Consider the following 16,122-nt stretch of genomic DNA (forward strand, 5'->3'; position numbering starts at 1 on the left):
GACAACCGCATAAATTTAATTTTCATTATAAAATCAAAGTCTTACAAAATATTTCAACCTTCATATTTTGTGATTACACTTTGGCACAAAAAGATTATTAAATATAATGATTATCATTTGCAAATTTAATTTGTTTGATTTAGATTAATAACCATTCTAATCTGTCGACTGACGCACGTATTACTGTATCGACGATCTTCACTCCATTGATAAGTACAGAAGATTAAATAATGACGACACAATCTCCTCCTCTAGCTCGACATATTTCTGTCCATTCAACAGAACAAATTTCCACTCATTTACAGCGTATTAAGTTTAAAAGTGAAGATTTCACAGGTTATGCAAAATGTGATGGTGGTGCGCACATCAAATTGTTTTTTCCTAACCCTGATCAACAAGCACCTGACCTCCCGTTTCGAAATTCTTTAGGCAAAATTACGTGGCCAAATGGAAAGAAACCAATTACGCGGACATATACTGTTCGAGATTTCGATGAAGAACAGCAACTTTTAGTCATCGATTTTGTAAGACATGAAGATTTTGGTATAGCGGCTGATTGGGCAAAGCATGCGAGTCCAGGTGATCTGTTAGGTCTAGCCGGTCCAGGAGGACCAGCACGTTTTAAAATCGATGCAGAATATTGGATTTTTGTTGGAGATCTTTCAGCAATCCCGATGATCGCTGCCTCGCTTGAACAATTACCAAAAGACGCTCATGGTGAAGTTTGGATCGAAATCGAAGATGATTCAGACCAAATACATCTGAATAAACCTGAACATATTAAGCTTCATTGGTGCAAAGGCCCTCATGAATTGAATAATAACATCCGTCATTCTTTGCAAAACTTAGACTGGAAAAATAAAGATATTTCAGTATCACTGGCGGGTGAAAATTCAACGGTGGTTGAACTTCGTAAAATACTGAGACAAAACTTTCAGCTACCCAAAAGCAATTTATATGCTGTGCCTTATTGGAAGCAAGGTCACAACGAAGAGGCTTATCATGAGGAACGCCATCAAGTGATGGATGCCGTTGAATAAGTGAATAGAATTATTTTAATGAAATATGTAGAAAGATATGAAATATAAAATTGCAATTATATTGAGTGCTATCACTCTCTTCACAGCATGTTCTCAGTCGAATGAACCTTCTTCACGAGACAGTAAAGCGACGGTTGAATCTCAAATAAATACGACACGACAAATTGAAGATGCTTTAGGTCGTCAAGTTATGATTCCTGTTCAGCCACAACGTGTTGTGGTTTTAAGTGAACTTGATTTGGATAGTGCTATTGCGCTTGGAATAAAACCTATAGGCAGTAGTTATGTTCGAGGTCAAAGTAACTTTCCAGATTACCTCAAAAATGAAACACAACAGATCGCCTCCGTCGGTAACTTCGGACAACCGAGCATGGAACAAATTCTCACGTTACAACCTGACTTAATTATTGCTGGAAGCATGATTGATACACAAATGATTAATCAATTGCAGCAGATTGCACCCACTGCAGTCAGTTTTGCACGCGGAGAGCCATGGAAAGACAGTTTTAAAAAGGTAGCTCATTTATTAAACAAAGAACAACAAGCCCAAAAAGCTCTAGAAGCGTACGATCAATATGCGCAAGAAGCTCAACAGAAATTACATGCTCAACAAGGTCAATCAGTCAGTGTCATTCGTTGGACAGCCAATGGACCTGTGTATATGTTAAATGATTCATTTGCGAGCCAAGTTTTAAAAGATATTGGCTTAACACGACCTCAACATCAGCAACAACCAGGTGCAAGCCATACGCCCCCAATCAGTCGTGAACGTTTTGATCAAATTGATGCAGACTGGCTCATCATTGGCAGCCATCTAAACGCAGATAAGCAGCTGGCCGAACTAGAAAAATTACCAGAATTCCAACGTCTTAATGCTGCAAAAAACAAGCATTATTTCGTGGTTGATGCATCTATGTGGACTGGCATAGGTGGACCACATGCTGCTCGACATGCCATTGATGATGTATTGAAGCATCTCCGTAATTAACATGCTGACGAATGCTACAACTGTACTTGACCGATTCCCGCTAATGGGAATCGTGCTTAGCTTGATTATTTCATGTTGCACTGTTTTATCGATCGCGTACGGTGCTGGTCAGCCCTACTTTACAGACAGTTTGCAACTTATTCTTCAGGCATTAAGTCAATGGTCGTTAGAGCCAATCACTTCCCTATTGGAAATTAGAATACCACGCACTATTGCGGCGGTGAGTGTCGGATTAGCTTTAGCGATCTCAGGCGTCATCCTTCAGAACTTGCTTAAAAACCCTTTGGCTGATAGTGGATTAATCGGAATTAATAGTGGTGCATCTCTTGCCATTGTTTTGGCCATTGTTCTTCAAATGGATACCTTCGGACTATTTTTTTGGGCGGTGATTGGGGCTTTAGTGAGTGCATTATTGGTCTTTGCCATCACCCCTCGTCAAATGACAGGTCAAAGCTCACTTACACGTTTAGTCTTAGCTGGACTGGCAATCACCAGTACATTCCAAGGTTTTATGGCTGCCATTCTTCTGAGTTTCCAAAATGGCTTAGACGACTATCGTTTTTGGGTTTTAGGTTCGCTCAATCGCGTTGATATTCAATATCTCAGTCTTGCACTGATTTTAATGGCGATCGGACTCATCATCGCTATATTGGTAATACGCCCTCTAGGTCTTAGCTTAGTTGGTGATCAACTGGCGAATAGCTTAGGCTTAAATACAAAACTACTTGATGCATTCTGCATTTTAGCTGTGGTTTTATTAACTGGAAGTGCCGTTGCATTAACAGGACCAATTGCCTTTTTAGGCTTGATTGCACCTTACTTTGCACGAGCTATTGGTGCTCAGAGTATTCAGAAACAGCTCATCTATAGTGGACTATTTGGCATGTTGTTGTTGCTGATGGCGGATATCATTGCACGTGCAGTCGTGCAACCTTTCGAAGCCCCTGTCAGTATTCTTTTAGCCTTATTAGGTGCACCTATTTTGATATGGATGGTGCGTCAAAATAACTTACAAAATATCATTCAGGCGGAGAAATAATATGTCTTCTCTGTTGAGTCGTTTAAAACAAAAATCAATGATAAAGGCTTGGATAATCATTCCGATTCTACTGATATCACTTAGTTTATTTAGCCTGATGTACGGTGAAATCACATTAAATTTGAATACGCTATGGAATGTATTTACAGGCAATGCGTCAGCTGCACATCAACTTCTCGTTGAAAAGATTAGATTACCACGACTTTTGGCAGCCTTATTGATTGGCGCTGCACTCGCCTTATCTGGTCTCATTCTTCAAATTATCACCAAAAATCCTCTTGCGAGCCCAGATGTTTTTGGTATCAGTGACAGTGCAGTGCTTGCTTTGGCATTCACCATTCTCCTCTCAAGTTCTAGTATGTTAGGTCAATGGTGGCAAGCATTAATGGGTGCGATCTTCTGTGTTTTTTTTATTTTAATTGCTTCAGGCGGTGTGGGAACACAAGGGTATCGTATTTTGGTCATCGGGGTCGGAATTGCAACACTCATGAAAGCCAGTTTTGACCTTATCCTTGCGACACTGCCAGTAATGCACACCAGTAATGTTTTAATTTTTAGTAGTGGTAGTTTGATTGGTCGAAGCTACAGCATCTTGCTACCAACTTCGATTTTTATCATGCTGCTTATCAGTATTATTGTGCTGTGGCGGCGACTATTTAGTGCAATGGTTCTCCCTGATTCTGTCATTGATAGTCTAGGAGAACCCTTATCTAAAATTAGACTGATGCTCATTATTATTGCTGCGTTTCTCGCTGGGACCGCTGTCAGTATTGCGGGCCCCATTGGATTCGTGGCTATTGCCGCACCAATCATCGCATTTAAATCATTTCCTCATCATTTATTTCCGATTTTCCCAACCATGTGTATTGGTGCATTAATGGTTTTAAGTGCCGATTTACTTGGAAAAAATTTGCTTGCCCCTGTCGAAATTCCCGCAGGCATTATTAGTGGCATGGTTGGTGGTCCACTGTTGTTGTGGTTGTTATATCGTCATTCTAGAAGTATGAGTCGTACATGAGTTTAATCATCAATCAATTAAGTGCTGGATATAATCATCATCAAGTTTTGAAGGGTATCAATGCTGAATTTCAGCAGGGTCAAGTCATCGTCCTCATTGGTCCAAATGGCTGTGGAAAATCGACCTTGTTAAAATGTATTGCTCAAATTCATCCATATGATCAAGGCGAAGTCATTTGGGAAAAAAATCAACTGAATATACTCAGTAAAAAGTTGCTCGCTAAACAACTTGCATTACTTCCACAGCATGTAACTGCACCCAACGGCATGACAGTTGAGCAGTTAGTGCGCTTCGGTCGTTTTCCACACCAAGGTTGGTTTAAACGACTCAACATCGAAGACCAAAAAGCGATTCATGACGCCTTGTCTGCGACCCATTTAAGCGAATTAAAAAATCAAAATTTAAGCAATCTATCAGGAGGTCAACGTCAACGTGCATGGATCGCAATGGTCCTCGCACAACAGACCCCTTTAATTCTTTTAGATGAACCAATCAGTATGCTCGATATCGGTCATCAAGCCGATATTTTAAATTTAGTCCGCTCTCTAGCCTCACAAGGTAAAACCATAGTGATGGTTCTACATGAATTAGCCACTGCTGCACGCTGTGCCGATTTTCTAGTTGCCATGAAAGATGGTCAAATCATTGCACAAGGAAAATCAGAAAATGTTTTAACAAAGCAATTAGTTCATCAACTCTATAACTTAGATGCTGAAGTCAGACTGGTTGAAGATGATCAACACAAAAAAAGGTTACTGGTCATCCCAAATAAGTTTGGCGATTAAACACTCGAATAAAAAGCTTGAATATAAAGAATAAAAAAAGCCCTGACAAATGTCAGGGCTTTTTGAATTTGGCGGAAGCGGTGAGATTCGAACTCACGGAGGACTCACACCCTCGTCGGTTTTCAAGACCGGTGCATTAAACCGCTCTGCCACGCTTCCATGTGCGCCATAATACGAAGCTTTTCATATCATGACAAGTAAAAATTACAATCAAACCATTCAAGTGAATATAGTTTCACCAAATGATTCAAATTTATTAAATTTTGGCTGCAATTTCAGCACCTTCACGAATCGCACGCTTAGCGTCAAGCTCAGCAGCAAGCTTTGCACCACCAATAATGTGATATTTCGCTAAAGTTGTTTCAGTCTCTGATGGCATAATCTCTTTAACAGATTCTTGCCCTGCACAAACAACGACAGTATCGACTCGTAATAATTGATCATGCCCACCAACTTCGATCCACAGACCTTCATCACTCACTGATTTATATTGAACGCCACGCAACATTTTCACATGGTGTTTTTTTAATTGGGCGCGATGAACCCAACCAGAGGTTTTACCTAATCCTATACCCAAAGGCGTTCTCTTACGTTGCAATAAATATATTTCGCGAACTGGATGATCCACTTCAGCAGGTTGTAAACCACCTTCAGAAACATACTGAACATCAGGATCAACTCCCCACTCACGTTTCCATTCTGCCAAAGGTTGTGGCTGTGGCTGATGTTCAGGTTTTAATAAAAACTCTGACACATCAAATCCGATACCACCAGCACCAATTACTGCTACCTTTTGACCCACAGGCGCACCTCTTAATACTTCTGCATAAGATAAAACTTGTGGTGCATCACTTCCTTCAATCTTCAATGCACGTGGTACAACGCCTGTCGCAACAATCACTTCATCAAAGCCTTCACGCTCAAGCTGTTCACGATTAACTTTAGTATTTAAACGAAGTTCAACCCCAGTACGCTCAATTTGGACTTTAAAATAGCGAATGGTTTCGTGAAACTCTTCTTTCCCAGGAACAACTTTCGCTAAGTTGAATTGTCCCCCTACATCATTAGTGGCTTCAAATAAAGTAACTAGATGACCACGACTGGCAGCAACGGTCGCTGCCGACATTCCAGCTACACCACCACCCACAACAGCTACTTTTTTTGGCTTCTTGGTTTTTAAATAAACCAGTTCAGTTTCATAGGCTGCACGTGGATTCACTAAACATGTGGCACGTTTATTTTTGAAAGTATGATCCAAACAAGCCTGATTACACGCAATACACGTATTGATTTCATCAACACGATTAGTTGCCGTTTTATTCACCCAGAAAGCATCTGCCAATAATGGTCGAGCCATTTGAATCATGTCGGCTTTACCTTCAGCCAAAATAGCTTCGGCAGTTTCAGGCATATTGATTCGGTTGGATGCAATCACAGGCACAGACACATGTTTTTTCACCTCTGCGGTATAATCTACAAATGCCGCACGTGGAACAGAGGTTACAATTGTTGGCACACGAGCTTCATGCCAACCAATACCTGTATTCAATAATGTGATACCCGCTTCTTCTAGCGCTTTAGCAACGGTGATCACTTCATTCATTGTATTACCGTCGTGAACTAAATCGAGCATAGATAAACGGAAACAAATGATAAATTTTTCGCCAACTTTCGCGCGAATTGCCTTAACAATTTCAACTGCAAAGCGCATACGGTTTTCTATTTCACCACCCCATTGGTCTGTACGTTGATTGACATGACGACTCATAAATTGGTTCAGCAAATAGCCTTCTGATCCCATGATTTCAACACCATCATAGCCAGCTTTTTTCGCGATACTTGCTGTAGCCGCATAATCTTGAATCGTATCCAAAATTTGTTTTTCTGACATTTGTCGTGGTTTGAATGGTGAGATCGGCGATTTTATTGGGCTTGCAGAAACCACAAAAGGTTGATAACCATAACGCCCTGAATGCAAAATTTGCATTAAAATTTTTGCACCATGTTTATGAACTGCATGTGTCACTAATCGGTGTGGGGCAACATCACCTAAGGTATTCATTGTGCCACCAGCTGGAAGGAGCCAGCCTTGACGATTAGGCGAAATACCACCTGTAATGATGAGACCTACGCCCCCTTTAGCACGTTCACCAAAATATGCTGCTAATTTAGGATAGTTATAAAAACGATCTTCTAGACCGGTATGCATCGATCCCATCACGACACGATTTTTTAGGGTAGTGAAACCAAGATCAAGAGGTTTTAATATATTTGCATAGCGAGTTGTCATGGCAATTCCTTATTTTATGAGCTTTGCAACTTGTTGCATAAAACTATACTTCTTTTTTCATAACTGTTTATGGCAATTTTTTGTCTTTTTCCATAATAAATTACCAACTATGAAATTAGATATTAATATTCAATCACTTACAAAAAATATTTTTCATTAAGTTCGCTTTGAAAAATTCCAATAAAATAAATTGATGCATAAAAATCTTCATAAATGCGCTGTATTATTTTCAAGAAGAAATCATGAATTAGATTAAGCACTACCTATTACTTCTGAGTTTCGACGAAATATTGCTACTTATTCTAATATTTTTGCACCACGTATCTTTTTTTAAAAAAAATTACCAATGAAAAGTGCTACAATTGAAGAAATATATTTTTCAGGTTACCAATTTTCTAGGTGCCTATATTCTATCGTTAGGATGAACAATGTCTGATAATGCAACTATCTTACAGAATGTACCTGTAGGCAAAAAAGTTGGTATTGCCTTCTCTGGTGGTCTTGATACTTCTGCAGCTCTATTGTGGATGAAACAAAAAGGTGCTGAACCTTATGCGTATACAGCAAACTTAGGTCAGCCAGATGAAGATGATTACGATGCTATTCCAAAGAAAGCTGAAGCTTATGGCGCTGTTAAAGCACGCTTAGTGGATTGCCGTTTACAACTTGCATTAGAAGGTATTGCAGCAATACAATGTGGCGCATTCCATATCTCTACAGGTGGTGTACCTTACTTCAATACAACGCCACTTGGTCGTGCAGTCACAGGTACAATGCTTGTTACTGCGATGAAAGAAGATGACGTCAACATTTGGGGTGACGGATCTACTTATAAAGGTAACGACATTGAGCGTTTCTACCGTTATGGTCTATTAACGAACCCAGCACTTAAAATTTACAAACCTTGGTTAGACCAAACATTTATCGATGAACTTGGTGGCCGTGCAGAAATGTCACAGTTCCTCATCGACAACGGTTTTGACTATAAAATGTCAAAAGAAAAAGCATACTCAACAGACTCAAACATGCTTGGTGCAACTCACGAAGCGAAAGATCTTGAGTATCTTGATGCTGGTATCAAAATCGTTGAACCGATTATGGGTGTTGCATTCTGGAAAGAAGATGTTGAAATCGCACCTGAAGAAGTTTCAATCACATTTGAAGAAGGCTTCCCTGTTGCTCTTAACGGTCAACGTATCGAAGATCCAGTTGAGTTAATTCTTGAAGCGAACCGTATCGGTGGTCGTCATGGTCTAGGTATGTCTGACCAAATCGAAAACCGTATCATCGAAGCGAAATCTCGTGGTATTTATGAAGCTCCGGGTATGGCGCTGCTGCATATTGCTTACGAACGTCTTGTGACTGGTATTCATAACGAAGATACCATTGAACAGTACCGCATCAACGGTTTACGTTTAGGTCGTTTACTTTACCAAGGTCGTTGGTTCGACTCTCAAGCGCTTATGCTTCGTGAAACTGCGCAACGTTGGGTTGCTAAAGCAATCACAGGTACTGTGACTTTAGAACTTCGTCGTGGTAATGACTATACGATCATGAACACTGAATCTGAAAACCTTACCTATGAAGCTGAACGCTTAACCATGGAAAAAGGTGATTCTGTATTTACTCCAATGGATCGTATTGGTCAATTAACCATGCGTAACCTAGACATTACAGATACTCGCGCTAAGTTAGGAATCTATACTGGTGCAGGTTTACTTGCTGTAGGTACAGGTTCTGCTGTTCCACAACTTAAAGACAAAAACTAAGATTTAGTTTAGTCCTAAAAAAACCGCGCTTTGAGCGCGGTTTTTTATTTGGACATGAAAATCTATCGTTGTTCCCTAGATGAATAATGACTCATTCATCCAACGTATGCTTCATTTTTATATTAATCAGCACAAATAGATGTAAAACCCCTTTTATCGGCTTTTGTCGTTATCAATTTCAAGCAATATCGATTATCATCTATGTTATTTTTTCAGTAAGACTTGCCTTGAATACGATCACTTTAATCCAGCCAGATGATTGGCACGCTCATTTAAGAGATGGTTTAGCACTTCAACGTACTGTTCCTGATTTGGCGAAGCAATTTCATCGCGCAATCTGTATGCCAAATACAGTTCCACCTGTAAAAACTGTGGAAGAGGCACATGCCTATCGTGAAAGAATCATGGCGCATGTTCCTGAAAATGTAAAATTCGATCCTCGTATGGTGCTTTACTTTACGGATCATACTTCTCCTGAAGAAGTACAAAAAATTAAAAAATCTCCATATGTAAATGCAATTAAGCTTTACCCTGCTGGAGCAACCACGAATTCTGATAATGGCGTTAGTGATATACGTAAAGTGTATAGCGTCATTGAGCAACTTGAAGAACATCAGGTTCCTCTCTTACTCCACGGCGAAGTAACACATCATCATGTTGATATTTTCGATCGTGAAAAACGTTTCTTAGATGAAGTTTTAGCACCGCTGCTTAAACAATTTCCAAAATTGAAATTAGTTTTAGAACATATCACCACAAGCGAAGCTGCACATTTTGTACTTGAGCAAGATCGCAACGTGGCAGCGACGATTACACCACAACATTTGTTATTCAATCGCAATGACATGTTGGTTGGTGGTGTTAAACCGCATTTCTATTGTTTGCCAATTTTAAAACGCCAGACACATCAGCAAACTTTGTTAGAAGTCGCAACAAGTGGCAACCCTAAATTTTTCTTAGGTACTGACAGCGCTCCGCATTCTAAAAATGCGAAAGAAAATGCATGTGGCTGCGCTGGGTGTTATAGCGCTCCAACTGCAATTGAATTGTATGCTCAAGCATTCGATCAAGTCGGTAAAATTGAACGTCTTGAAGGTTTCGCTTCATTCTTTGGTGCGGATTTCTATGGTTTACCTCGTAATACTGAAACCATTACATTGATCAAAGAAGATCAAGTGATTCCTGAAAGCCTTGAATATTTAGATGGCGAACAGATCATTCCTCTTTATGCAGGTAAAACAATTCAATGGAGAAAAGTGTGACCACTGAAACATTACCTGTCATCGGTCAACGCTTCCGCGGGTTCCTACCCGTGGTTGTTGACGTGGAAACAGCTGGTTTTAATGCAGATACTGATGCATTGCTCGAAATAGCATGTATTCCAATCATTTACGACGAGTCTGGAAAGTTTGTACCTGGTCAAGCGCATCATGCACACATCAATCCATTTGAAGGTGCAAATTTAGATCGTCGCTCACTCGACTTCATTGGCATTGATCCTTTTAATCCAATGCGTGTAGCGATGGCAGAAGATGAAAAGTCTGCACTTAAACGTATGTTTAAAGCAATTAATGAGGTACGCAAACAACAACAATGCACACATGCTGTGCTAGTTGGACACAATGCTCATTTTGATCTTGGTTTTTTAAAAGCGGCAATTGCACGTACTGGAACTAAGAATCAAAATCCATTTCATAGTTTCTCGGTTTTTGATACGGTGACTTTGAGTGCTGTGATGTTCGGACAAACTGTTTTGGCTAAATCATGTATTCAAGCTGGCATCGAGTTTGATGGTAAAGAAGCCCACTCTGCTTTGTATGACACACAGAAAACAGCTGAATTATTCTGCTATATTTTAAATAAATTAGCGCCCCATTTACTTGAAACACTCGTTTCAGAGTAAAAATCTTTAAATACCCCAATATTTTAGAAATCTTGATCATCCTGTGGATTGATCTTAATTGAAAAGTATTGGGGCTTTTTGTTCCAATTTTTAACTATCGCTTTTTTATATTATGTTAATCGGAATATAGTATTGATAATTATTCTCATTAATATTGTGAAATAAGTATTATTAAATGATAATCGCTATCGTTTTTATTCTCTCAATGTTAAATCATGTCATTTGTACGCTCAAAATTAAAATTAGCCATTCTTACGATTCTCTCAACTACAGTTTGTGCAAATGAAACAGAAATAAATTCAACAGCTAATGATGATTCAATCAAACTCAATACAATTGTAACGAATGCAACTGAGCAACAAGAAGTTGGAAAAACCCTTTATACGAAGGATGACTTAGACAAGACACCCAATAGTTCTAAGAACATTACTGATTTCTTAAAAGTAAATCCTAATGTGCAATTTGGTAATAATTTTAAAAGTGGCTTACAACAAGGTGAACTTAGCCCAGCCGAAATTAGCATCAATGGCGGTTTACCCTATGAAAATAAATTTCTAATCAATGGGATGAGCATCAACAATAATATTAACCCTGTGGGTGCAACAACATCGAACTCAAATAATGAACTACTCGGCTCTAGTCAAGCTGTTGCAGTCAATGCAGACCTGATTTGTAATATTAAACTGCTTGATAGCAATGTGAGCGCTGAATATGGTGAATTTACTGGCGGTGTAGTGAGTGCAGAAACCTGCGCACCAAAAACTGAGGTAGGCAAAATTCACGGTAATATTACCTATGATTATACATCTGATTCTTGGTCTAAAATCAACTTTCCTGATCCAGAAAGCCAACTGGAATTTGAAACCTCCAACAGTGAAAAAAATCAACCTTTCTTTACTAAACAAGGAGTCAGCGCAACACTGTATGGTAATCTCACAGACCAATTAGGTTTCAATGCTTTTGGCTCTTTTCGACATTCGTTAATTCCATTAAAAACGAATTTTATTGAGCCAGCAGAATTAGACCAAACACGTGCTGCGAGCAATTATGGTGTCGAACTCTTCTATACACCTTCAGATAAAACCTCATTAAAAATAGGAACTCAGCTATTTGAAAATAAAGGTGAGTACTTCAATGCTACATTTTTAAACTCAGAAAACACGCAAATATCTGATAGTCAAAGTATTTATATCAATTTAAAAAATAAATTAAATACTGTTCGGTTAGAACAACAACTTAATTATCAAACACAAAAAAGCTCGCGAAAGGCAGAGCAGGATGCGTATGTGTGGGCTCAATCTTCAACAAAGAACTGGAATCCGAATTTAAGTACGCAATCATATGGAAACTATGGTGCATTATCACAAGAAGAAAAAAAACTCGAATACTCAATCAAAGCCCTATTTGAACCAATAAACTTTGCGAACTCATCACACCAATTCAAAGTGGGTGCAGGTTATGGTCATTATGAAGCGTATTGGGAAAGACCTGAAGTTTCTAATAATTATTACACAACTACTATTGCTTCCAAAAATATTGAAAACTTAAACTGTTACGCTTCTGATGGTCGTCGTTATGATGCTTGTGACGAAGGCAATTCAATTGACGGGCAATATTTAACGCAACGATTTAAATATGATGCAGGACAAATCAATGTACGCCAAGATCGTTGGCATGCATATCTCGAAGATTCAATTTATGTTAATCCATTTATTCAATCTAGTTTAGGCTTAAGAGCTGATTATGATTCACTGACTCAAAATACAAATATTGCACCTCGTAGTTCATTTGTTTTGAAGCCATTTGGCAATGATCAATTATTTATCACGGCTGGTTGGAATCGCTATTATGGTTTAAACGCATTCGCCAACGAATTACAAGATCAACGAGGTCGATTACAGACAAAATTTAAGAGAAATAGTCTTTCTGAAGGTTGGGAACTCGATCCGACGTATATGCCATCCTTCAAATCAAGGTCAGAGCTGGATACGCCGTTTTCAGATGAATCTGTATTTGCTTTTAACACCAATATTTGGAACATCAATACTGGTTTAAAATATGTTCAGCGAGAGAACAAAGACCAATTACGCCAGCAGCAAGGTAATAAGTCTTATAACAACTCAGGAAAATCTGAAGCTGAAATATTAACGTTCTCTTTAAAAAATATTAAACCACTTGTATTTAAAAATTCTGTGCATTATTTAAGCCTAAATGCCGATATGACAGATACAAATCGTAATTTTGATAGCTATGAAAGCAACTACTACACAGGTACATCACAAATTTATTATGATGGCAAACTGATTAATGCTGAAGATAAACCCACTGATAATTTCAATACACCATGGACAGTTAGACTAGATTGGAATATTGGTTTTAATAATATTCCTTTAAATATTAATCATTATCTTAGCTATCGTGCAGGGACACCAGGTATGAAAAAAACCCTGAGTACCAGTAAAACTGAATTTGTCTATGAACTCGATGGTATGAAATATGACACTTACACTGCATATAAAACGAAAAATGCTTTGAATTGGGATATGCGTACTACCTACACAATACCGAGTTCAAAGAATACGCAAACTATTTTTGGTTTAACCATTAATAATGTACTTAACCGTAAAAATAAGTATTTTTCTTCCAATACATCCTCAGTGACACCAACACCAAGTCCTGAAATCGGTCGTCAATTCATTGCAGATGTTACATTTAAGTTCTAACTCATGATTCCCATAGAGCACTTAGGTGCTCTTTTTCATTTATGCCACGTTAAACTTTTGGATTGCATAAAGAAAAAACAATTCAAGACTTGAAAAATATCAATTATCCTCGATATTACATAAAGTAATTCACTCAATCTTAGAATGAGCATATGAACAATCAAAACAAACCTGAAATTATTACGATAGAAGATCAAAGCTTTGGTAGCCATGTAGAACATTGGGCGCTGTTAACTGATGATCCGACTGTTCAGGTTCCAAAATGGTTGAGTGAAGCACTAAATGCACCTGTCATGCCGATGGGGATTTGTGCTGAAGAACAAGATATGGATCCGAATGTTTGGCTAATTCAAGGACCTAAACAACAACCTATCCAATTGGTTCAAGTCATTGCTGTAGAAGACAATAAACCTAAAGCAGTCAAAACAGCCTTCCCTACTTTTGATAGTCCTTATACGTTGAACGCGACGATTGAACGCATCATTACATGTAAGTCCAACACGCAAGCAGTGTTACAATTAAAAGTTAGTGATAATAGTGTGGTTTATGCTTTTGATAGCTTATACAGTGTTAACCAAATTCAATACCAAAAAAATCAATCTTATAAAGTCCAATTAAATGCGTGGGCTTATGAGCTAGAAAAAGTTGCTGATCAAGAACAAATTGTTGTGGATGATCCAGCTTCAATTAAACACCATCGTGCTTTAAATGAAATTTTGAGTGAACACAATGGTGTAGCGCCAGATAATTTACAGCAGCTGATTGATGCTTGGGAACCTAAATCAGATGCCGATAAAGAACCTGTAACGGTCGATTTTTCGAAAATGGTGGCTTACTTGTACGGTGAAACCATGGGTCAGGAAGATGAGGCCTGGTTCCAAGGAAAAGTGGTTGGCAAGACCCAAATGCAGTTCAACGATCAATTTTATCAACTTTATGATGTAACACTTATTTTAGAAGAAAACCAACCTGCTACACTTATTCGTATCGCGACTAAGGATGAGAATTATAAAAATTTCGAAATTGGTCAATATATTCGTGGAAATATATGGATTCAGGCGAATATTTATGCTAAAAATACATCAAATAAATAGGATTTAACTATAAAGTAATATTTAGGCTCCTAGATGAAAATTATACCGGAACAATCAACAGGCTTAATGGAACAAGCACGCCCTCGTATTCGAGTAGACAAGGGTGCTTACTGTTTCTTTTTCTTAGGTGTTTTCCTCGCTGCTTTTATTTTCCACTTTACCAATCTTATTCCAGCATTTTAATAAATTAGTGTTGATTACTTTCATCTGCGTTTTAGTGCATAAAAAAAAGCCTGTCATATGACAGGCTTTTTTACAAACTGATTTTTAAGCATTACGCTTCGCAAAATCATCCATAAATTTCACAAGAGCTTGTACACCCTCAAGTGGCACTGCATTGTAAATACTCGCACGCATACCACCTACTGAACGATGTCCTGCAAGATTTAATAAATTATTTTCCTCTGCTTCTTTCAGGAATTGCTTTTCAAGTTCAGGCTTCGCCAATGTAAATGGTACATTCATAATTGAACGATATTCTTTCGCAATTGGATTTGCATAGAAGTCACTTGAATCAATATAACCATACAACAATTCAGCTTTTTGTTGGTTCACTTGATGAATTGCTTCTACACCACCCTGTTCAAGCAACCATTCAAATACTAAGCCTGATAAATACCAAGCATAAGTAGAAGGTGTATTCACCATAGAATCGTTCTTCGCTTGCGCTGAATACTTCAAGATGCTCGGAATTTCTTCTTTTGCTTGATCTAATAAATCATCGCGAATGATTACCAATGTTAAACCAGCAGGACCGATATTTTTTTGCGCACCCGCGTAAATAAGACCGAATTTTGAAACATCAATTGGTGCCGACAAAATACTAGAAGATAAATCTGCAACCAGTGGTTTATCCGTAGTTGGGATATTTTTAAATTGAATACCACCAATCGTTTCGTTATCTGCATAATGAACATAGGCAGCATCAGCAGATAAATTCCATGTACTTTCATCAGAAATTGCAAGATTACCATCTGCATCTTTAATACCAGCTTCGATCACGTTAATTTCGCCATAACGTTTTGCTTCTTTTAAAGCTTTTTCAGACCAAATGCCAGTATGGATATAATCTGCTTTGTTATTTTTCCCTAATAGATTCAATGGAATCGCAGAGAATTGTAGAGAAGCACCACCCTGTAAGAAAAGCACTTTGTAGTTCTCAGGAATATTCATCAACTTGCGTAAGTCTGCTTCTGCTTTTTCAGCAACAGCGACGTAGTCTGCACTACGATGACTCATTTCCATGATTGATAGGCCCTTACCCTGCCAATCAAGCATCTCAGCTTGAGCTTTTTCTAATACAGCAGTAGGTAATGCAGCAGGACCAGCACAGAAGTTGTACGCGCGCATGATTTTTCCTTTCAGAGTGAAACACAATAAAATGATGGCATTTAACCACAGATAACCATAGCTTGCAGTATATTCAACTTAAATAATTTCAATCTTGTTTTCACACTAAAGCTATTTTTTCAA

The 16,122-nt window shown here is 38.4% G+C and carries 13 protein-coding genes and 1 tRNA gene; 11 read left to right on the top strand and 3 right to left on the bottom strand.

Annotated elements, in window-relative coordinates; all coding sequences use genetic code 11:
* Positions 1-230: 230 nt before the first annotated feature.
* From AC1M9H_RS04545 to AC1M9H_RS04565, 5 genes are read left to right on the top strand one after another with little or no spacing between them, the layout of a single operon-like run.
* Positions 231-1,040 carry a siderophore-interacting protein gene (locus AC1M9H_RS04545; RefSeq protein WP_481588514.1) on the top strand — a complete coding sequence of 270 codons (810 nt, stop codon included), beginning with the start codon at positions 231-233 and terminating at the stop codon, positions 1,038-1,040.
* Positions 1,041-1,077: 37 nt separating this feature from the next.
* Positions 1,078-2,028: an ABC transporter substrate-binding protein gene (locus AC1M9H_RS04550; RefSeq protein ID WP_481612854.1), complete on the top strand. Its 951-nt coding sequence runs from the start codon at positions 1,078-1,080 to the stop codon at positions 2,026-2,028.
* Position 2,029: 1 nt separating this feature from the next.
* Positions 2,030-3,067: a FecCD family ABC transporter permease gene (locus AC1M9H_RS04555; RefSeq protein WP_481612855.1), complete on the top strand. Its 1,038-nt coding sequence runs from the start codon at positions 2,030-2,032 to the stop codon at positions 3,065-3,067.
* A 1-nt stretch (position 3,068) separates the two neighbouring features.
* The gene (locus AC1M9H_RS04560) at positions 3,069-4,085 is read left to right on the top strand and encodes a FecCD family ABC transporter permease (RefSeq protein WP_481609387.1); all 1,017 of its coding nucleotides are present in this window, start codon (positions 3,069-3,071) and stop codon (positions 4,083-4,085) included.
* The gene (locus tag AC1M9H_RS04565; protein ID WP_481612856.1) at positions 4,082-4,870 is read left to right on the top strand and encodes an ABC transporter ATP-binding protein; all 789 of its coding nucleotides are present in this window, start codon (positions 4,082-4,084) and stop codon (positions 4,868-4,870) included. Before AC1M9H_RS04560 ends, AC1M9H_RS04565 begins: the two co-directional genes overlap by 4 nt.
* Positions 4,871-4,939: 69 nt before the next feature.
* Here AC1M9H_RS04565 and AC1M9H_RS04570 read toward each other — a convergent pair.
* Positions 4,940-5,029 (bottom strand) — tRNA-Ser (locus AC1M9H_RS04570).
* 97 nt (positions 5,030-5,126) lie between these two features.
* Positions 5,127-7,160 (bottom strand): oxidoreductase, encoded by a 2,034-nt coding sequence (locus tag AC1M9H_RS04575; RefSeq protein ID WP_481612857.1) that lies wholly within the window; start codon positions 7,158-7,160, stop codon positions 5,127-5,129.
* A gap of 428 nt (positions 7,161-7,588) precedes the next feature.
* On the opposite strand from AC1M9H_RS04575, the gene argG reads away from it, so the two are divergent.
* The 6 genes from argG to AC1M9H_RS04605 all read left to right on the top strand — a co-directional run bounded on the left by argG (position 7,589) and on the right by AC1M9H_RS04605 (position 14,832).
* A complete protein-coding gene (gene argG / locus AC1M9H_RS04580) occupies positions 7,589-8,929 on the top strand; it encodes an argininosuccinate synthase (RefSeq protein WP_092765981.1) in 1,341 nt (446 codons plus the stop codon).
* Between the two features lie 227 nt (positions 8,930-9,156).
* Positions 9,157-10,191, top strand: a complete 1,035-nt coding sequence (gene pyrC / locus AC1M9H_RS04585) for a dihydroorotase (protein ID WP_092766254.1) — start codon at positions 9,157-9,159, stop codon at positions 10,189-10,191.
* Positions 10,176-10,832, top strand: coding sequence for a ribonuclease T (gene rnt, locus AC1M9H_RS04590; protein WP_035266446.1), 657 nt, complete (start codon positions 10,176-10,178; stop codon positions 10,830-10,832). The genes pyrC and rnt overlap by 16 nt, the downstream gene beginning before the upstream one ends.
* A gap of 215 nt (positions 10,833-11,047) precedes the next feature.
* A complete protein-coding gene (locus AC1M9H_RS04595) occupies positions 11,048-13,555 on the top strand; it encodes a TonB-dependent receptor plug domain-containing protein (protein ID WP_481612858.1) in 2,508 nt (835 codons plus the stop codon).
* A 152-nt stretch (positions 13,556-13,707) separates the two neighbouring features.
* Complete coding sequence (locus AC1M9H_RS04600) at positions 13,708-14,649, top strand: hypothetical protein (protein WP_035266435.1); 942 nt, start codon at positions 13,708-13,710, stop codon at positions 14,647-14,649.
* A gap of 33 nt (positions 14,650-14,682) precedes the next feature.
* Positions 14,683-14,832: a hypothetical protein gene (locus AC1M9H_RS04605; RefSeq protein ID WP_171076764.1), complete on the top strand. Its 150-nt coding sequence runs from the start codon at positions 14,683-14,685 to the stop codon at positions 14,830-14,832.
* An 84-nt stretch (positions 14,833-14,916) separates the two neighbouring features.
* Here the strand turns inward: AC1M9H_RS04605 and serC are convergent, their stop codons facing one another.
* Positions 14,917-15,999 carry a 3-phosphoserine/phosphohydroxythreonine transaminase gene (gene serC, locus AC1M9H_RS04610; protein WP_035266433.1) on the bottom strand — a complete coding sequence of 361 codons (1,083 nt, stop codon included), beginning with the start codon at positions 15,997-15,999 and terminating at the stop codon, positions 14,917-14,919.
* Positions 16,000-16,122 lie beyond the last annotated feature (123 nt).

The organism is Acinetobacter sp. ANC_7512 (assembly GCF_056779935.1).